This is a genomic window from Clostridium sp. DMHC 10 (assembly GCF_001270375.1).
In the GTDB taxonomy this organism is placed as follows: Bacteria; Bacillota; Clostridia; order Clostridiales; family Clostridiaceae; genus Clostridium_S; species Clostridium_S guangxiense.
Window position 1 is genome coordinate 1 of record NZ_LGVB01000005.1, and the last position, 18574, is coordinate 18574.

An 18574-nucleotide genomic window follows, 5' to 3' on the forward strand; every position below is an offset into this window, starting at 1 on the left:
AAAGCCTCTCCTTGATTATGAAAATAATATTGAAAAAATAATATAAAAAATTGCTAATGCCAATTTCATCTTTTCACGCTCTCTATCTTTATTTACAATGATGTGATATCATTAATTGATTTGTTACGTTTTAAAGAAAGGTTTGATAAAGAATGGATTTTAAAAAATTAGGTATTAACGCAGATATAATTGACGTACTAAAAACATCAGGAATTGATAGACCAACTGAAATTCAAGAAAAAAGTATTAAAGTAATAAAAGCTGGAAGAGATGTGATTGCAGAAGCTCAAACTGGTACTGGAAAGACATTTGCATTTTTGCTTCCTATTTTTGAGAATATATCACCTGAAACAAATTCCGTTCAAGCATTAATTATAACTCCTACTAGAGAGCTTGCCATACAAATAACAGAAGAAGCCAATAAGTTAAAAATTGTTAAGGATATAAATATATTATCAGCCTATGGTGGCAAGGATATAAACTCTCAGCTAAAAAAATTAAAAAGAGGTATTCATTTAATTGTTGCAACTCCTGGCAGACTTTTAGATCATCTTAATAGAAAAACAATTGATCTTAGTAAGTTAAAAACCCTTGTAATAGACGAAGCCGATCAAATGTTACTTATGGGCTTCAAAAAGGACATTGAAGATATTATTAAGCTTTCATCAAAAAAACACCAAACATTATTTTTTTCTGCTACAATAAGCTCAGAAGTTAAGAAATTGGCTTATAGATACATGGTAAGTCCAGAATTCATTACAACTAAAAAAGAAGAAATAACTCTCAGCAATATTAAACAAGAAATAATAGAAACTACATTAAATGATAAACAAAGTGTTTTACGCAGTGTTTTAAATGAAGATAATCCTTTTATGGCTATTATATTTTGCAGAACAAAACGAAGAGTTGATGAACTTGAAGTAATGCTGCATCAGCATGGATATAACTGCATAAAACTTCACAGCGATATAACTCAAAAGAAGCGTGAAAAAATAATGAAAGCTTTTAGAGCTGGAGATATACAATATTTAATTGCTACAGATGTTGCTGCCAGAGGTCTTGATATAAGTGGTGTTAGTAGCATATACAATTATGATGCTCCCGAAAATCCAGAAGCATATATACACCGCATTGGTAGAACTGGAAGAGCTGGCGAAACAGGTTACACATGCTTATTTGTAACTCCAAAAGATGAAATAACTCTGAAAGAAATAGAGAAAGCTATAAAGATGAATATACCTAAAAGACAATTAAAAGGGAGCATATAAGAATGAATGATTTATTTGAAAAACTTGGGCTAAACCATTCTATTTCAAGTACCTTAGAAAAAATGGGATTTAAAACTCCAACAGCTATACAAGAAAAAGTTATTCCTTTAGCCATAATGAATAAAGACATCATTGGCAAATCAGAAACTGGAACTGGAAAAACTCTTGCATATCTGCTTCCAATCTTTCAAAAAATAGATGCAAATAAAAGAGAAATGCAGGCTTTAATACTTGCTCCAACTCATGAACTGGTTATGCAGGTATATAAAACTATTAATTTATTTTCAGATAACCTAGATGTTAAAATCACCTCAGCAGCAATAATAGGGGACGTAAATATTAAAAGACAAATCGAGAAATTAAAGGAAAAACCACACATTATAGTTGGAACTCCTGGCAGAACTTTTGACTTAATTAAAAAAAGAAAAATCTCAGCTCATACTATAAAAACCATAGTAGTTGATGAAGCTGACGTACTTCTTGATAGTTCTCATATAGATGGAGTAAAAGCAGTAATTAAAACAACTTTAAAGGAAAGACAGCTGCTTTTATTTTCTGCAACTATATCAAATGAAACCATTACAGAAGCAAAAAAACTTATGAAAACACCCGAATTTATAACTATAGAAAATAAAACCGAAGTAAATTCCAATATAACTCACTATTATTTTACATGTGACAAAAGAGATAAGATAGAACTTTTAAGAAAACTTGTTCACGCAATTAATCCAAATAAAGCAATTGTTTTTATAAACAAAAGCGATGATATTGAGATAACCACTGCTAAATTAAAATACCACAAACTTAAAGCAGAAGGTATCCATGGAAGTAACATAAAAGAGGACAGAAAAAAAAGTCCTTGAAGCTTTTAGAAATGGTAAAATCAATATTTTAGTCGCTTCCGACATTGCAGCTCGGGGACTTGATATAAAAGGTGTAACTCATATATTTAATCTCGACCTGCCAATTGACCCTATAAATTATCTGCATAGATCTGGAAGATGCGGAAGAGCTAGCACAGAAGGCACAGCAATAACTATCGCATCTCCTAATGAAGTTAACTTTATTAGAAAATACGAAAAAGCATTCAATATAAATATAGCTCACAAGGACATTTATAACGGCAAAATTGTAGACTTAACTTAATTGCGGATAAATAACCTTAAATGTTAAAATAACTAATAGAAAATTGATCCTGTTAAATTTAAATTAGAGTAGAGAGTAAAGAGTAGAGTGATGGTTGATTTTTCTCCGCTATCGCTGCGAAAAATCTTAAGCTTAATGTTTGCACATAGCGCAAAATATAGTGTTCAGCGCAGCTGACACTAATAAGTTCTAGGATTTACCTAAGTAAAACGAAAGGTAAATCGACCTTCACTCTACTCTGTACTCTCTACTCTTTACTCTGAGATTTTTAAAATTACTTGTAAAACTAAACTATTTTGATTTTAATCTTTCATGTAGTTTTACTATATATTCTCAAACGCCCATTCCACAACATTTTCAATTGCATGCTCATAATTTGGAGCACAAACATTGCTGCACATACTAATTAGCTTTTTATTTCCATTAGAAACACAAAATCCGTAACCTGATTCTTTAATCATTTCATAGTCATTCATCTCATCGCCAACAGAAATTACATTTGACATGTCCATACCTATAATTTTACAAAGTTTCTTCATAGCCGAGCCCTTTGAAGTTTCCTCAGGAAGTATTTCGAGAAAATTTTCTCCGCTCCTAATTAAATTTTATTTTTTCAAAAATATTTTCAAAGTTTTCTTCTAAATAATCCATTTGATCTTTCTCTCCAACTATAAGAACTTTTGTCCAATTTTCTTCCCACACTTCTTCTGGAACGTCAAAATACACAACATACTTTCTATTTTTAAATCTATTAGAAAATCTACAAGGGTTATAAATATATGTATTCTCATTGCTATATACTTCAAGCCCTAAAGTGTCATCATATTTTTTAATCTTTTTTATAAGCTCTTTTACTTTCTCTTCAAGCGGTATTTCAAATAAAACCTTCTCTTTGTTAAAATCATATATCTTAGCACCATTATAAAGTATTACAGGCGTATCTACAGGAAGATTGTCTATATATCTTTTTGCCGATTCTACAGTTCTTCCTGTAGCTACACCAAATTTTCCACCATATTGTTGAAATTTTTTTATAGCATTTACGTTGTTCTCGGATATCTTTCTATCATTTCCAATTAAAGTTCCGTCCATATCCGAAATAAGCAAATAGCCTTCAAATCTTTTGTTCAAATTAAGTGCACCCCCTAATATCATAATTATATCAATGTTTAGAGGATATATAAATACTGTGCACCAAAATATCATAATTAATCATTTGACGCAGTCATATGAAAATTTTATATTTTCATAGTAAGTTTGCCACAAGTGCTGCTCCTAAAAACAAAAAGATCGCTATTTCAATTATTAATGCTATATCATTATTTGTAAATTTTTTTCTCTCGTTATAAACCTTCACAGTATCTTTTATATAGTTCAGTGTTTTTATATGCTTATCATTATATATATTCATCTTAATTTCTTTTTCATTAACAGGCTTTATAATAAGAACATTATCTTTCCCTCTATATTTAATATTTTTTATAAACTCAATTTCACCAAATTTATAATTTTTAATTTTAAGAAAACCATAGACATCATTAGCATAAGCAACAAAAACTCTTTTATTTGTTAAAATCACAATTGTTTTTGTCCCCCAATTATTCCAAATCCCAGCTGCAAACGATGATGGACCTGTAAAACCAACTAAAATTTTTGTTTCTCTAACTCCATAGGATTCAGCTGCAAATATGCATTGTACATTTTCATCCTCATAAAATTGTTCTTCCACCTTTGACAAACCATCATCAAAATTTCCCCTTACATAAATACTATTCACCTTATTTTTCATTCTTTTAAGAATATCGTCTTTTACTTTTGTACATTCATACTTTTCAATTTCTTCATCTGTAAAAGTTATATCGTTATATGACATTAAAACAGCTCTATCTTCCATATTTATCCTCCTCAAATTTTATATTTTTTTCTTTTATAATCTTTTTTAATTTTTTTCGTCCTCTACTTAGCCTGTTATAAACAGTTATTGAAGTAAAATTCATCTTTCTCGCAATTTCTCTTATGCTGCTTTCCATAAAATATCGTCTCATAAAAATTTCCCTATCTTCTTCACTTAAATTAGAATTAATAAGAGCTACAGCTTGTTTTTTCTTTTCACTTTGCAGATAGTCTTCTTCAATATCATAAGGGGCTTTAATTTTTGCATTATCTAGTTCTACGTTATCCTTAGATTTTTTAATCTGCTTTTTGCAGGTAAGCGCTTTATTTTTTGCAATGGCAACAATCCACCATTTAAAATTTCCTCGTTCTTTAGAAAAACAGTCCATGTTCTTCCAGAGACACATTAATACGTCATCAACACATTCATCAATACTTTCATTTTCATAATTTTCTTTAAGGATAAAAAAAACAGTATTGTGAATTATACTTCCATACTTATCAATTAATTTGGTCATAGCATATTTATCTTTTTTTAATATTCCATCAATAATTTCCTCATCTTTAATCTCCAAGCTCCTCACCTCCTGTTTTGTCTTACACTATATATACTTCACCAGGTAAATTTTTCTGTCATAGTCTTTTCAAAAAACAAAAATACCGCATAAATTACTGCGGCATGTATATGGTCTACTTATTTACTACATTGATAGGATTTCCTTCAATGTACTTTTTAAAATTATCTTCTGCAATATCCATTAATCTCTGTCTTGCCTCTTTAGCTGCCCAAGCTATGTGTGGAGTTATTATGCAGTTTTTTGCATGTCTTAATGGATTATCCTTATTTATAGGTTCTGTAGATACAACATCAACTGCTGCTGCATATACTTTTCCACTTTCAAGTGCTTCATAAAGATCTTTTTCCACAATTAATCCACCTCTTGCAGTATTTATAATGATAACTCCATCCTTCATTTCTGATATTGAAGCTTTATTTATCATTCCTTTGTTGCCATCAAAAAGTGGACAATGAAGAGATATCACATCGGACTTAGAAAATAGAGTATCCAAATCTGCAAACTTCATATTATCATTTTCAAGCGAATATACTGGATGTGGTGTAAAAACAAGAAGTTTCATGCCTAAAGCTTCCGCTGCTTTAGCCATAGCTTTTCCTATACTGCCGTATCCAACTATACCTATCGTCTTTCCAGCAAGTTCAATAATAGGCTTTTTCCAATAACAAAAGTCTGCACAATTTTCCCATTCGCCGTCATGCACAGACTTATTGTGAAGTCCAACACCATCACAAATTTCAAGTAAAAGTGCTATTGACATTTGAACAACAGATTGAGTTCCATAAGCTGGAATATTTGTAACTACAATTCCCTTTTCCCTTGCTGCTTTTAAATCAACAACATTATATCCAGTAGCAAGCACTCCTATATATTTTAGTTCAGGAAGCTTATCCATAATTTCTTTTGTAATTGGAGTTTTATTAGTAAAAATTACTTCTGCACCCTTTGCTCTTTCAATTATTTTTTCTTTATCTTCCCCTGTGTAATCGGTTCTATCATATACAGTAAAATCCCCAAGCTTTTCTATTCCATTCCAAGATAAATCTCCAGGATTTAATGTACAGCCATCTAAAACAACAATTTTCATATACCTTGTCCTCCTTAGACTCTTGCCCAAGCTTCATTAAGCACTTTTTTTGCTCCCTCTATTACAGCCTCTGAACTTTCACCTTTATAAGGTTTAACTTCAAAACTTACAATTGGCGGATTTTCTTTATTTAAAACTCCTATAAACTTTAATATTCTTAAATATTCTGTAAGCTCTTCAACATCACATTCACTATTTGGGAAACCAAATCCAGGATGCTGATCTCCATAACCCTCCATACTTGGATCTTTAACTACACAATTTCCCATGTGAGCATGAAGTATATACTCCTTAACTGGTAATATAGCTTCCTCTATGGTTTCATGAAGAAGAGGAATATGACTCAAATCAACTATAAGCCCAAAATTGTCATATTCTTCTGTTATCTCTTCTGCAAATATCTTTGCAAGCTTTGCTGGTCCTATTAAAGATTTTTTATCTACATCATAATCAAATACCTCAAGAAGTACCTTCATATCTCCCTTTGATTTAGCATATTTACAAAGTTCCTTTGTAGAATCAACTAATGCATCAAAAGCCTCACTTTTTTTATCTAAAGTGTACTTACCACTTAAAAAAGCAAAACCTCTAGCGTTCATTTCATAGGCTTCATCTATTCCTTCTTTAAGTGTTTTTAATGCCTCAAGTCTTTTTTCCCCATTTAAATCATTTATATTAAGCCCTGTAGTTAGTAACCTTGGCTGTGCTCCATATGCCACTGCCATATTTGCTTCTTCAATTATTTTCTTTGCATTTTGCCTTACTTTTTTATCCTTTATCCAAGTAATTTCAACAGCATCAAAGAAATCATCTGCTGCTATTTTCTTAAGAGTTTCCTCTATTGGGCCTTCACCTTTTCCACATTCCGGATATGCCATGAAGTGAATTAATCCAACCTTCATATAATCGTGTATTGACTCATTCATTTGTAACGCCCCCAGTAAATTCTTTTAGTTTAATTATAGTTTATTTTTGTATTGTTATTCAACACTTTAAATATTGCTGATGTAAAACTATCTGACTTTAATAAAAAAACATATTATAAAACTAAATTTTATTATTTATCATAATCTCATAATATTTATAGCATATATCAAATAAAGTATCCTCATCTAATTGATCACTTAAACCCAATACTTTTTTATAAATACTTTCTATTTTTTGTTTTGTACTTTCATTTATATTTTTAGAATCTATGTATGATATACCTTCAAGTATTACACAAAAATCTTTCATATCATTTTTGTTTAGTTTTCTACTCATTAAAGCATCTAGTATATTTTCTAAATCACTATTTTTTTGATTACTACTATTTCCTTCAAATTTTTTAACATACTTATTTAGCTTTATTAAACTACCTTTCAACTTCAAAAAATCAACTTTTTTTCTTTGCAACAATTCTATAATTTCTTCACCTAAAATCTTTTTATTTTTAACTTCACTAATTAACCATTCTATTGATTTATCTAGACTTTCTTCTTTAGTTAATCCTACAATATATTCTTCCAACTCGCTTATACTATTAACCTTTGAAATCTCATTTTCTATTTTTTCCTTATACGAATTATAAGTTATTTTCAGCAAAAACTTAAAATATTCCAGATAATTGTTTTTAATATTTAAATCTAAATTTTTTAAAAGACCCTTGATACTTCCTATATATTTATCATTATAGATAAACAAGCTGAAATGTTTAAATTACCAATACCAAATTTATCCTTACAAGCCACAATTTGTCGAGCTGAGTGAAGGGTTTTAATTCGCCCTGCTCATTAAAAAACTAACTTTTTCACTTATGTGAAAAAGTGAAGGGTTTGACATAGCTTTGCTTGTCAAAACATCTGATGAAGGAGGAAGTCCTTCTTCCGTTACTCAGTTTAGAAATTTATGAAGAAAAGAATAGCCCTTAGTGGCTATATCATTATTATACTAGGAGGTAAATTTATGATTAAATTAGTTAGAATTGATCATCGTTTATTACATGGACAAGTAGTTTTTTCATGGACAAAGAGTTTAGGTATTTCAAGAATTATTGTTGTAGATGACGCAACTGCTAAGGATGAATTTAAAAAAATATCATTGAACTTATCAAAACCTGTTGGAGTAACATTAAACATTTTTTCAGTAGAACAATTACTATCTAAAATTGAAAAAGTAGAACAATTAAGCGAAAATATTATGCTTGTTTTTGGAGGAACTAAAGATACCTTGAATTTTTGCAAGGGTTATTCCAAAATTACTGAAATCAATTATGGTGGAATTGCCAACAAAGGAAATTCTAAAAAGTACAGCAATGCTATTTTCTTAAATGATGATGAACTGGAAGATTCAAGGCAACTAAAACAAATGGGAATAAATTTGTATATGCAGCAAGTACCTACTTCCAAAAATGAAGATTTAACATCTAAAATATAAAAACTAAATAAAAGGGGGTAAATAAGATGTTAATTAAATCAATTTTATTAGGCATCATTGGTATAATATGCATTCTAGATTCTAGACTCTTGGGTAGATCAAACTTAGAGCGACCACTAATAGTTAGTACGTTAGTAGGAATTGTACTAGGGGATCTTCAAAAAGGATTAATGGTTGGAGCTTCTCTTGAATTAATCTCACTTGGTCTTGTAAATATAGGTGCTGCAGCACCTCCAGACATGAACATGGCATCTATCATTGCTACTGCATTTGCAATTTTATCAAAAGCAAATCCACAAGCGGCTTTAACTATTGCAGTTCCAATTTCAGTGTTGGGACAATTAATTGGAATATTACTAAGAACTATTCTTTCCAATTTAACGCATACAGCTGATTCGCTTATTGAAAAAAGTGAGTATAGAAAAGCATGCAATATACACATTGTATGGGGAACAATCTTATATTCATTAATGTACTTTGTACCTATTTTCTTAGCAACTTATTTTGGCACAGATTTAGTTAAAAACATTGTAACCTCTATTCCTTCATGGCTGACAAATGGTTTAACTTTAGCAAGTGAAATTTTACCTGCCTATGGTTTTGCTTTGTTACTTACTACTATGCTCTCTAAAAAAATGCTGCCATTTTTACTTACAGGTTTCTTTATTACAGCATATTCAAAATTAAGTGTAACTGGTGTTGCAATTTTTGCTTGTGTAGTTGCTTTTGTTTTAGCCGAACTTAAATTCAACAATAATAAAAACGTTAAGGACTCATTAGATCTTTGATGATAAGGGGGAATTGTAATGAGTAATAAAACAGAACTAGCAAAACAAAAAGATCCAAATAAGTGGAAATACAGAAAATTTTTATGGCGTTCATGGGCAATTCAAGATTCTTGGAACTATGAAAGGCAAATGAATATGGGTTTTCTATATGGAATTGCTCCTATATTGGACAATATTTATAAGGATCCAAAGGATGATGAATTGAAAAAAGAAGCTTATAAACGTCATATGTCATTCTATAATTGCACTCCTCAGACAAGCTCATTTGTTTTAGGCTTATCTGCTTCAATGGAAGAGCAATATTATGAAGATAGGGAAAACTTTAATCCTGAATCAATTAGTGCAATAAAGACTTCACTTATGGGACCTCTGTCTGGAATTGGCGATTCTTTTTTTCAGGGAACTATTCGTATATTAGCCTTTGGTTTAGGTATTAATCTAGCAAAGCAAGGAAGTATTTTAGGTCCTATTTTAGCAATGCTCATTTCCATTATTCCATCGTACATTGTTACTTATTATGGCGGTAAAATTGGTTACTTAATGGGAAATAAATATTTAACAAAACTTTATAATGAAGGCCTTATGGATAAGGTGATGTACATGTGTTCTGTTGTAGGTTTAATGGTTATAGGATCAATGATGGCTAGTATGATTGGAATAACAACACCAATTAAATATGGCAGTAAATTTGTTTTACAAACTGTATTAGACAGCATTGCTCCACAAATTATTCCATTAGGATTAACTTTCTTTATGTATTGGCTTTTAAAAAAGAAAGTTTCAACAGGATGGATGCTTGTTATTTGTATTGCAGGTGGAATTATCCTAAGTGCACTTGGAATTTTTAAATAAGCTTAAGCTAATATTCCTTAAGAATATATTATATATAAAAAATATTAGGAGGTATTAATAATGACTTCAAAACAAATCATTAAAGAAATTAAAGAAAACCAAAAGGAAATTAAAAGTGTTATTTTTGTAGGCTGTGGTGCTTCAAAAGCAGAATTATACCCAGCAAAATATTTTTTAGATAGCAATGCAAAAAATATACGTGTTAGTCACTATACAGCAAATGAGTTTAATTATGCAACACCATCATCAGTAAACGAAACAGCTATTGTAATTGCAGCTTCTCTAGGTGGTACAACTCCTGAAACTGTAAAAGCTGCTGGTAAAGCTAAAGAACTTGGTGCTCATGTAATTTGCTTAACACACTCAGCTAATTCTCCTCTCACTAAAAATTCTAATTATGTTATCTGCCATCGCTTCAGTGAGAATTATGCAGCTAAACTTGAAAAAATGGGCTATGCTCTTGAATTATCAGTAGAAATTCTTGAACAATTTGAAGGTTATAAATATTATGAAGACATGCAAGCTGCTTTTAGTAAAATTTACGATTTAGCACAAACTTCTGCAGAATCAGCTATAGCAGATGCAAAAAATTTGCTGAAGCTTACAAAGATGCTCCTCAAATTTATGTAATGAGCAGTGGAGCTACTACTGAAGTTGCTTACTCCACTTCAATTTGCCTAATGATGGAAATGCAGTGGATTAATTCTGGAACATTCCATTCAGGAGAGTTCTTCCATGGACCATTTGAAATAGTAGATAAAGATGTTCCATTTATTTTACTAATGAACGATGGAAGCACTCGTCCAATTGATGCACGTGCTTTAACCTTCTTACAACGTTTTAAAGCAAAAGTATCAGTAGTAGATGCTTTAGATTACGGTTTGTCTTCAGCAATTCCAAAAACTGTTATAGATTATTTTAATCCAATGTTAATTACAGCAGTATTCCGTGTATATGCTGAAGAACTTTCATATTCACGTCAACATCCATTAACAAAGAGAAGATATATGTGGAAATTACAATATTAAAATAAAACCATTATGGAAAACAAGGAAATCGATATTGTTCGGTTTCTTTGTTTTTTAATAAACGGTGACTTTCATATTTAGTAAATTATAACAAAAATTGTCATCTGTTATAATATATATTATTCAATAACCACTAAACAGAAGATAACTTTTTATTATAAGGAGGTGTGTTTATTTATGGGAGTAAATATATCTAATTATTTAAAAGAACTAACCAAAGAATTCAATAAAAAAGATATTAAAAATTTTTCTGCTAATTCAATCGCTGAAAACGTACGTTTAAATAGAAGTACTGTTAGTAGTTATCTTAATAAAGAGGTAAAACAAGGCACAATTATCAAGATTAAAGAATATCCAGTAATATTCTTGGACAAAGCTATATTTTCAAATTTATATTTTCCACCAATTCATAATGAATATAATACTCTGGAAGATTTATTAGGAGAAGATCCTAAAACACAAAAAAGAGATGTCTTGAGCAATGTAATTGGCTCTAAAGGAAGTCTAAAAGAGCAAATCGAGCAAATAAAAACAGCAGCACTTTATCCTGGTAATGGTCTTCCTATAATGCTTTTAGGTCCTAGTGGTTCAGGTAAAACATATCTTGCAAAGTGCATCTATAACTACTGCTTAGAACAAAAAATTATTAATAAGAACTCTGCGTTTATTTCTTTAAATTGTGCACAATACTACCATAACCCGGAACTATTGTCTAGTTTATTATTTGGTTATACTAAGGGCGCTTTTACCGGAGCAGATAAAGACAAAAAAGGTTTGATAGAAAATGCTGACGGTGGAATTTTATTTCTTGACGAAGTACACCGTTTAACGGAAGAAGGACAAGAAAAGCTTTTTACTTTTATGGATTCAGGAGAATATTCTCCTATCGGCGATAACAGCATTAAAAAAAGAGCTAAAGTACGATTGATTTTTGCTACTACTGAATCTATTCAATCAGCTTTTTTACCTACTTTTATTCGTAGATTACCTGTTATTATCAATATTCCAAGCTTTTCAGAAAGACCTAAACATGAAAAGATCCATTTAATTGATAACTTTTTTTTTTTTTTTACAAGAAAGTAAAATTATGCAACGTATCATTCAGGTTTCTAAACAAGTAATTTCATTTTTACTTTTTAATAATTTCGAAGGTAATGTTGGGAAAATTAAAAATATTATTAAATACAGTTGTGGAAGCAGTTATGCAAAGATAAAAAATCAAAAAATAATTAAAGTCCGTATTTCTGATCTGCCAACCGGCAGTGTAGATCAGTTAAAAGAAAGCTTATATCATCAAATTTCTAATAGATATCAGGACAGAACCTATGATTTTACAAAACCAGAATTATTAGCAGCTAATAACAAAGAACAGGTAAATCTTAAATCAACCTATTTTCAATTTATAGATGGATTTAAGCGTCTTGAATCAGGTGGAATCACAAGCGAATATTACATTAATGATATGATGAATAATGTTAACTTGTTATTAGATGATCTAGTATTTAATTCACAAGTAAATAACAATGAATCTTTATTTTCAATACTAACTTTTAATATCAGATCAACCTTTAAATATATGGAAGAAAACTACGGTTTTGAGCAAGATGGAAATAAAATTATATCAATAGCACATTTGCTTTATTTTAAAGAAGAACGTGAAATTTTAATCAACCATTCAGAATGGTATAGTATTCGTCCAAAACTCATTAATTTTATTGATATGCATATGGGAAATAGTTTATGGCTAGCTAAACGTATGCTGTCACACTTAAGCGATAGATTAGATTTCCCGATTTTAGATGAAGATTTAATTTTAATTTCTTTCTATTTAAACGGCATGAATATACAGGATGTAAAAAATGAAATCAAAAGCATTATTCTAGCTCATGGCTACTCGACAGCAAGTAGTATAGCAAATGTAGCAAATAGAATGTTAAAGAAAAACTTTTTTCAAGCTATTGATATGCCAATTGATACTACAATTGATAATATTGAAAGTAAAATATTGGATTTCATTGATAATAACAACATAGAAAAAGGACTAATTTTATTAGTAGATATGGGCTCCCTATCTGAACTAAATGTTCGTTTAAAAAACAAGCTTAAAGGACCTTTATTATTGATAGATTTTGTTTCCACTCCTTTAGTCTTAGAAATTGGCAGTTTACTTCTGCAGAAAAAAAATATAGGCGAAATTAGTGAGCAATTTTTGAAGGGCATTAAAATTAACAAACAACTAGTTTATCCAGCAGAAAAAAAGAAAAAAGCAATTTTGACATGCTGTTATACTGGCATGGGGAGTGCAATTCAAATTCAAGAAATACTTCATAATAGTTTAAATCATTCGAGTCCTTTAGTCTCTATTGTACCTTATGATTATCGTAGATTGAAACAGAATAAGCAAAAAGAGCTGCCTTTTCAAATCTATGAAGTACTAGCTATCATAGGAACTGCTGATCCAAAAATTGAAGGGGTTCCTTACATTGGTTTAGACCATCTAATCAGCGGGGAAGATATTGAGGATTTTATTAACATATTAAATTGTAATTTTAAAATTAACGAAACACAATTGAAAAAGGATTTAGTATTTAAATTTTCACTAAAAAGAATTATTGGAAAGCTCACAATATTAGATGTAAATAAGGTACTAACTTTCGTACAAGATGCTGTTGATAAAATGGAAGAAAAGTTCGATATAAAATTATCTAATAATAAACGATTTTTATTGTACATTCATTGCTCCTGCATGGTTGAAAGAATACTCCGAAAAGAAGAAGTTGACATGCAAGAAGATATTAAAGAATTCATGCAAAAACAAAAAAGAAAAATGGAGATTATTCACTTTTCCTTTAACGAAATTGAAAAGGAGTATACTATAAAAATTTCAGATTTGGAAATTCGTCTAATTTGTGATATCGTATTTAATGATTAAATGGAGGTAAATATTTTGAAAAAATCAGTTGTTTTTGATATGGATGGTGTTCTAGTTAATACCGAATACTTTTATTTTAAAAGAAGGATGAAATTTTTTAATGAACTTGAAATAAGCCCAGGTTCAAAACAAATTGATGATTTCATAGGCTTAACCAACTCAATGATTTGGGAAATGCTAGTTCCAAAAGATACTAAAAGACGCAAAACCTTGCAAGAAAAATATGTTAAATACTGCAATGAGCATCCAGCTTATTTTCCCAAATTATTAAATCCTTCTGTAAAAAACTTTTTTAAAAGAATTAAAAGATAAAAAATAAAAATAAGCTATTGCTTCTTCTTCAGCTAAAAGTGAAATTTTAAGAATGCTGAAAGAATGTGAACTTAAAACTTATGTTGATTTTGTAATAAGTGGAGATGAGTGTAAAAAAAGCAAACCAGATCCTGAAATTTACCGTTTGGCTACTAATGCTTTAAATTCACTTTCAGAAGAAGTACTAGCCGTTGAAGATTCTATGCTTGGAATCCGCTCTGCAAAATCAGCTGGTTTAACTGTAGCAGCTTTAGCACAAAAAGATTATTATGCTAATCAAACTGAAGCAGATTACAAAATCAATGATTTAATTGAAATAACTTCAATAATCTAAAAAAATTGCGAAGTAACAATGCTTATTCACATTAAAAAATTTCTATAAATCAAAGGTGAAATACCCATATAGACAAGAATTTTGGAGGTAAACATGAGTAAAATATTAGTGGTCTTTTACTCCTTTTCTAATACAACAAGAAGGTTAGCAGAAGAAATAGCCAAACAAACTGGAGGAGATGTTAGGGAACTAATTTCTGAAAAACACTATGCCTTCAATTATAATACAGCAACAAAGGAAGTAAGGCGTGAAATTGAGATAGGCTATATTGCCCTAAACTACTATCCGGCAATGAATCAGTTGCTTCCTATGATTACATTTTTTTAGGAACCCCAAATTGGTTTAAATCATTTGCTCCACCTATATTAAGTTTTTTAAAAGACGTTGATTTACATGAGAAAACCATTATTCCATTTTGCACTCATGGCGGTGGTGGCTTGGGACAAATTCAAATTAACATCAAGAAAGAATGCCCAAAATCAAGAGTCCTTTCTGGATTTGCAGCCATGAGTAATTTTGATAATCAGCAAGTTAAAAACTGGATTAAAAAATCGGTTTATAAAACCAATAAATTTAAAATATCTACAGAAGAAGATATTGCATTTAAAATAATCAAAAATGCAATAAGTCCATTAAATCCATTGAAAATACCTAAAATAAAGTGAAAGATTTTAGCGGTGCTTTGCATTAGCATAGTGACTATCTTTTTTCACCGCCATAAAGACAAAATAATCTTCTATTTCCCATATTTTCACTCCACCAAATATGGATATCAATTTATTTTTATACCAGTCTTTTCTTTTAGTGACCATATAGATTTTTCCACCAATGACTAGCCTGTTAAAGCCCTTTTCAATGAATTCCTTTGGGACATTGAAATCTGCATGATACGGTGGATTGGATAGTATCAATGAAAAATCTTTTTCTGGCAAATCTCTAAACCCATCACTTTGGTATACTTTAACTTCAGATACGCCATTTAGCAAAGCATTTTCTTTGGCGCATTTAACTGCTGCACTCATCTTATCTAACATGACTACATTAGAAGTACCTATAGTTTTGGCCGCTAAAACACCTACTACGCCATAACCACATCCTAAATCTAATACCCTGTCACCTTCAGTAAAATCTACTACAGACAACATTGCTAAAGTACCCTTATCAATACCTTGAGGTGAAAAAAGCTCAGGTACCACTTTAAACTTCATATCGATATTTTTAACTTTAGCACTGATTATAAAACTTTTGTTCACAATATATTCCTCCAATTATATCCACCTACACGTTGAATATTTCTATATAACACCTAAGAGTATTAATTTCTTTCTTAATTTCACTATACTCTTTTTCTTTAATTTTATAAAGTTTATTCCAGAAGAACACGTAACCAGAAATTAATCAACCTTATTAACATATTCTCGGCAACATCTCACCGTCTAAAGTATTTAGAATTCTTTCGCCACCAAATGAATTTTCTACATACACAATACGTTCCGAATCCTCGGTAAAACTTCCTATAATACTTGCATCTTTGCATTGTTTTAAGCTGCGCAGCCTGCCCAAAATCTCTTTAGCAACTTCACTTTTCGCTACAATTATAACTCGTCCCTCGCATGCCATATAAAGTGGATCTAAACCTAACATCTTGTTTACTCCCTGTACCTCTCTTAAAATTGGAATATTTTCCTCTACAAGTTTTATACCTAACCCCGATATGCTTGAAATTTCATTTAATATTGTAGCAATTCCCCCTCTAGTTGGATCCTTCATTATTTTCACAAAAGGATAATATTCTTTAATTGCCTCTACAATCTCGTAAACTGAAGCACAATCGCTTTTAATATTGCTCTTTACATCCACACCATATCTTTCAAGCGTTATAGCTGTGCCATGATCTCCTATATTTCCACTTACAATTATTTTATCTCCAGCTTCAATCTTCTTCATTTCGTAATTGTTTTGTATAACACCAACTCCAGCAGTATTTATAAATATTCTATCTGCAGAGCCTTTCTCAACCACCTTTGTATCTCCCGTTACAACTTTGACACCTAAAAGTTTGCATTGTTTTGCCATTTCCTCAACTATTAAATCGAGGATTTCTATTGAGAAGCCTTCTTCTATTATAAATCCTGCGCTTAAATATAATGGTTTTGCTCCAGATACAGATAAATCATTTATAGTTCCACAAACTGCAAGCTTTCCAATGTTGCCTCCCGAAAAAAATAAAGGCTTTACAACAAATGAATCTGTAGTAAATGCCATTTTGCCACTATTTACATTAAATAAAGCAGAATCTATTCCACTAGTTAATATGCTGTTATTAAAGTGCTTATAAAAAATATTTTCTATTAATTCACTTGTATATTTACCACCATCACCATGAAATAATTTAATTGTTTTATTCATAGTTTTCCCCCCTGTATCTAAAATAAATAGAGCATGATCCCTCTGAAGATACCATGCATGGTCCAATTGGATGAGATGGAGTACACTTTTTACCAAAGAAGCTGCAATCACTTGGACACTTTTTCCCTAATATAATTTCACCGCATACACAGCTGTTTTCTCGATTTTCTTTTATTGATAGTTCAAATTTTTTTAACGCATCAAATTCTTCGTAACCTTTGTTAGATATAAACCAGATTTATTAATTTTTCCAATTCCCCTCCATGTACAATCATCTTTTAAAAAACAGCTTTCAATAATTTCCTTTGCAAATAAATTTCCACTTGAAGTCACACAGGTTCTGTATAAATTTTCAAACTTACTTTGCTTTTGACTTATTAAAAAATATATTGCAGATAAAATATCTAAGCTTTCAAAACCAGTTACGACTGCTGAGATATCATATTGTTCCTTAATAAATTTAAAGTAATCAGCTCCAGTTATGACTGCTACATGTCCTGGACATATAATTCCATTCACTCCACACTCTTTATCATTTAATATAGTCTTCATAACTGGTTTCATAATCTTTAAGCCACTTAAAATAGAGAAATTATTAATATTGCTTTCTTTTGCTCTTTTCACAGCAAGTCCTATTAATGGAGCAGTAGTTTCAAATCCAACAGCTAAAAAAACAACCTCAAAACTTTCATTCTCTTTTGCAATTTTAAGCGCATCTAAAGGAGAATATATTATTTTTATCCTTTTGCCTTTTTGCCTCTTATCTATTAAATTTTCTTCGCTGCCTTTTACTTTCATCAAATCTCCAAAGGTTGTTAATATAATATTCTCCTTATTTAGAAGTTCAATTGCTGCATCTATATAACCTTCCGAAGTAACGCAAACTGGGCAACCTGGTCCTGATATTAAATTTATCTTTGGATAAAATAAATTTCTTATCCCCATTTTTGATATACTTTGTGTATGTGTACCGCATATCTCCATTATATTAAATTCTTCTACATTAGAATTCTTAATTTTATTAACAAGGTCAAGTACAATTTCTTTTTTGTTCATTTTCCACTTCCTCTTGGAATACTTTTTCCAGATAATCAAAATACTCATTATCAATTTTTTCTATTCCAAAACCCGCATGTATTAAAATATAGTCATTTACATGCGGATTTTCTATAAGTTCAATGTCTACACTTTTTTCTATTCCCATAATATCAACCTTTGCTAAATTTTCATTAATAGATTTAATTTTTCCTGGTACTGCAAGACACACTTTAATCACCCCACTTCAGAGCAGATAGTAGAGAGTAGAATGACGGATGATTTATCCTCCTTACGTCGTATAAGTCTTAAAACTTATAATTTTTTAGCTTCGCTAAAGAAATATACTATGGTTTTGGGCTTAAGCCCATTAGATTTTAAATTTTGTGCTTCAGCAGAAAATTAACCTTCACTTTACTCTCTACTCTGTTTTTTAGTTACTGCTTCTGCTACTGCAATTTGCCCAAATGAAATACCGCCGTCATTTATTGGCGTTT

22 protein-coding genes and 2 pseudogenes are annotated in these 18574 nt (G+C 30.4%); 12 read left to right on the top strand and 12 right to left on the bottom strand.

Annotation, left to right across the window (positions count from 1 at the left end; all coding sequences use genetic code 11):
• The first annotated feature begins 152 nt into the window (after positions 1-152).
• Together AGR56_RS00515 and AGR56_RS00520 are read left to right on the top strand one after the other, a co-directional pair.
• Positions 153-1268 carry a DEAD/DEAH box helicase gene (locus AGR56_RS00515; protein WP_053240713.1) on the top strand — a complete coding sequence of 372 codons (1116 nt, stop codon included), beginning with the start codon at positions 153-155 and terminating at the stop codon, positions 1266-1268.
• 2 nt (positions 1269-1270) lie between these two features.
• Positions 1271-2414, top strand: a pseudogene (locus AGR56_RS00520) (DEAD/DEAH box helicase).
• A gap of 323 nt (positions 2415-2737) precedes the next feature.
• Here AGR56_RS00520 and AGR56_RS22495 read toward each other — a convergent pair.
• The 7 genes from AGR56_RS22495 to AGR56_RS00550 all read right to left on the bottom strand — a co-directional run bounded on the left by AGR56_RS22495 (position 2738) and on the right by AGR56_RS00550 (position 7556).
• On the bottom strand, positions 2738-3013 hold the full coding sequence (locus tag AGR56_RS22495) for an HAD hydrolase family protein (protein WP_347460350.1): 276 nt from the start codon (positions 3011-3013) through the stop codon (positions 2738-2740).
• On the bottom strand, positions 3009-3545 hold the full coding sequence (locus AGR56_RS22500; protein WP_278279548.1) for an HAD-IIB family hydrolase: 537 nt from the start codon (positions 3543-3545) through the stop codon (positions 3009-3011). The genes AGR56_RS22495 and AGR56_RS22500 overlap by 5 nt, the downstream gene beginning before the upstream one ends.
• Before the next feature lie 115 nt (positions 3546-3660).
• Positions 3661-4308 carry a hypothetical protein gene (locus AGR56_RS00530; protein ID WP_053240714.1) on the bottom strand — a complete coding sequence of 216 codons (648 nt, stop codon included), beginning with the start codon at positions 4306-4308 and terminating at the stop codon, positions 3661-3663.
• Complete coding sequence (locus tag AGR56_RS00535) at positions 4298-4882, bottom strand: sigma-70 family RNA polymerase sigma factor (RefSeq protein WP_157055627.1); 585 nt, start codon at positions 4880-4882, stop codon at positions 4298-4300. Before AGR56_RS00535 ends, AGR56_RS00530 begins: the two co-directional genes overlap by 11 nt.
• 115 nt (positions 4883-4997) lie before the next feature.
• Positions 4998-5972: a D-2-hydroxyacid dehydrogenase gene (locus AGR56_RS00540; protein WP_053240715.1), complete on the bottom strand. Its 975-nt coding sequence runs from the start codon at positions 5970-5972 to the stop codon at positions 4998-5000.
• A 14-nt stretch (positions 5973-5986) separates the two neighbouring features.
• Positions 5987-6898, bottom strand: coding sequence for a sugar phosphate isomerase/epimerase (locus AGR56_RS00545; RefSeq protein ID WP_053240716.1), 912 nt, complete (start codon positions 6896-6898; stop codon positions 5987-5989).
• A gap of 121 nt (positions 6899-7019) precedes the next feature.
• Positions 7020-7556: a hypothetical protein gene (locus AGR56_RS00550; RefSeq protein WP_157055628.1), complete on the bottom strand. Its 537-nt coding sequence runs from the start codon at positions 7554-7556 to the stop codon at positions 7020-7022.
• Between the two features lie 360 nt (positions 7557-7916).
• Between AGR56_RS00550 and AGR56_RS00555 the strand changes: the two genes are divergently transcribed.
• From AGR56_RS00555 to AGR56_RS00585, 10 genes and pseudogenes are all read left to right on the top strand, one after another.
• Positions 7917-8387, top strand: a complete 471-nt coding sequence (locus AGR56_RS00555) for a PTS sugar transporter subunit IIB (RefSeq protein WP_053240723.1) — start codon at positions 7917-7919, stop codon at positions 8385-8387.
• 26 nt (positions 8388-8413) lie between these two features.
• Positions 8414-9175: a PTS sugar transporter subunit IIC gene (locus AGR56_RS00560; RefSeq protein WP_053240718.1), complete on the top strand. Its 762-nt coding sequence runs from the start codon at positions 8414-8416 to the stop codon at positions 9173-9175.
• Between the two features lie 18 nt (positions 9176-9193).
• Positions 9194-10027 (top strand): PTS system mannose/fructose/sorbose family transporter subunit IID, encoded by an 834-nt coding sequence (locus AGR56_RS00565; protein WP_053240719.1) that lies wholly within the window; start codon positions 9194-9196, stop codon positions 10025-10027.
• Positions 10028-10087: 60 nt separating this feature from the next.
• Entirely contained in the window at positions 10088-10657 is a 570-nt protein-coding gene (locus tag AGR56_RS21005; protein WP_242851223.1) for an SIS domain-containing protein, read from the top strand.
• Positions 10657-11055: a hypothetical protein gene (locus tag AGR56_RS21010; RefSeq protein ID WP_242851224.1), complete on the top strand. Its 399-nt coding sequence runs from the start codon at positions 10657-10659 to the stop codon at positions 11053-11055. Before AGR56_RS21005 ends, AGR56_RS21010 begins: the two co-directional genes overlap by 1 nt.
• 177 nt (positions 11056-11232) lie before the next feature.
• Positions 11233-12138, top strand: a complete 906-nt coding sequence (locus tag AGR56_RS21015; protein ID WP_242851225.1) for a sigma 54-interacting transcriptional regulator — start codon at positions 11233-11235, stop codon at positions 12136-12138.
• A gap of 4 nt (positions 12139-12142) precedes the next feature.
• On the top strand, positions 12143-13987 hold the full coding sequence (locus tag AGR56_RS00575; RefSeq protein WP_242851226.1) for a PRD domain-containing protein: 1845 nt from the start codon (positions 12143-12145) through the stop codon (positions 13985-13987).
• 15 nt (positions 13988-14002) lie between these two features.
• Positions 14003-14299: an HAD hydrolase-like protein gene (locus tag AGR56_RS22505; protein WP_278279549.1), complete on the top strand. Its 297-nt coding sequence runs from the start codon at positions 14003-14005 to the stop codon at positions 14297-14299.
• A 52-nt stretch (positions 14300-14351) separates the two neighbouring features.
• Positions 14352-14633, top strand: a complete 282-nt coding sequence (locus AGR56_RS22510; protein ID WP_278279550.1) for an HAD-IA family hydrolase — start codon at positions 14352-14354, stop codon at positions 14631-14633.
• 93 nt (positions 14634-14726) lie between these two features.
• Positions 14727-15181, top strand: a pseudogene (locus AGR56_RS00585) (flavodoxin); the annotation flags it as partial.
• A 123-nt stretch (positions 15182-15304) separates the two neighbouring features.
• On the opposite strand, the gene AGR56_RS00590 reads toward AGR56_RS00585, so the two are convergent.
• The 5 genes from AGR56_RS00590 to AGR56_RS00605 all read right to left on the bottom strand — a co-directional run bounded on the left by AGR56_RS00590 (position 15305) and on the right by AGR56_RS00605 (position 18309).
• The gene (locus AGR56_RS00590) at positions 15305-15886 is read right to left on the bottom strand and encodes a methyltransferase (protein ID WP_198149874.1); all 582 of its coding nucleotides are present in this window, start codon (positions 15884-15886) and stop codon (positions 15305-15307) included.
• 154 nt (positions 15887-16040) lie between these two features.
• Positions 16041-17042 (bottom strand): hydrogenase expression/formation protein HypE, encoded by a 1002-nt coding sequence (hypE, locus tag AGR56_RS00595; protein WP_053240720.1) that lies wholly within the window; start codon positions 17040-17042, stop codon positions 16041-16043.
• Positions 17035-17280: a hypothetical protein gene (locus AGR56_RS23140; RefSeq protein ID WP_347460351.1), complete on the bottom strand. Its 246-nt coding sequence runs from the start codon at positions 17278-17280 to the stop codon at positions 17035-17037. The genes hypE and AGR56_RS23140 overlap by 8 nt, the downstream gene beginning before the upstream one ends.
• Complete coding sequence (gene hypD / locus AGR56_RS00600) at positions 17235-18098, bottom strand: hydrogenase formation protein HypD (protein ID WP_347460348.1); 864 nt, start codon at positions 18096-18098, stop codon at positions 17235-17237. Before hypD ends, AGR56_RS23140 begins: the two co-directional genes overlap by 46 nt.
• The gene (locus AGR56_RS00605; RefSeq protein WP_053240721.1) at positions 18073-18309 is read right to left on the bottom strand and encodes a HypC/HybG/HupF family hydrogenase formation chaperone; all 237 of its coding nucleotides are present in this window, start codon (positions 18307-18309) and stop codon (positions 18073-18075) included. The genes hypD and AGR56_RS00605 overlap by 26 nt, the downstream gene beginning before the upstream one ends.
• Positions 18310-18574: the final 265 nt, after the last annotated feature.

Coding starts and splice junctions, on each gene's coding strand:
- AGR56_RS00515 (WP_053240713.1), top strand. CDS start 153: ATGGATTTTAAAAAATTAGGTATTAACGCAGATATAATTGACGTACTA.
- AGR56_RS00530 (WP_053240714.1), bottom strand. CDS start 4,308: ATGGAAGATAGAGCTGTTTTAATGTCATATAACGATATAACTTTTACA.
- AGR56_RS00540 (WP_053240715.1), bottom strand. CDS start 5,972: ATGAAAATTGTTGTTTTAGATGGCTGTACATTAAATCCTGGAGATTTA.
- AGR56_RS00545 (WP_053240716.1), bottom strand. CDS start 6,898: ATGAATGAGTCAATACACGATTATATGAAGGTTGGATTAATTCACTTC.
- AGR56_RS00555 (WP_053240723.1), top strand. CDS start 7,917: ATGATTAAATTAGTTAGAATTGATCATCGTTTATTACATGGACAAGTA.
- AGR56_RS00560 (WP_053240718.1), top strand. CDS start 8,414: ATGTTAATTAAATCAATTTTATTAGGCATCATTGGTATAATATGCATT.
- AGR56_RS00565 (WP_053240719.1), top strand. CDS start 9,194: ATGAGTAATAAAACAGAACTAGCAAAACAAAAAGATCCAAATAAGTGG.
- AGR56_RS21005 (WP_242851223.1), top strand. CDS start 10,088: ATGACTTCAAAACAAATCATTAAAGAAATTAAAGAAAACCAAAAGGAA.
- AGR56_RS21010 (WP_242851224.1), top strand. CDS start 10,657: ATGAGCAGTGGAGCTACTACTGAAGTTGCTTACTCCACTTCAATTTGC.
- AGR56_RS21015 (WP_242851225.1), top strand. CDS start 11,233: ATGGGAGTAAATATATCTAATTATTTAAAAGAACTAACCAAAGAATTC.
- AGR56_RS00575 (WP_242851226.1), top strand. CDS start 12,143: ATGCAACGTATCATTCAGGTTTCTAAACAAGTAATTTCATTTTTACTT.
- AGR56_RS22510 (WP_278279550.1), top strand. CDS start 14,352: ATGCTGAAAGAATGTGAACTTAAAACTTATGTTGATTTTGTAATAAGT.
- hypE (WP_053240720.1), bottom strand. CDS start 17,042: ATGAATAAAACAATTAAATTATTTCATGGTGATGGTGGTAAATATACA.
- hypD (WP_347460348.1), bottom strand. CDS start 18,098: ATGAACAAAAAAGAAATTGTACTTGACCTTGTTAATAAAATTAAGAAT.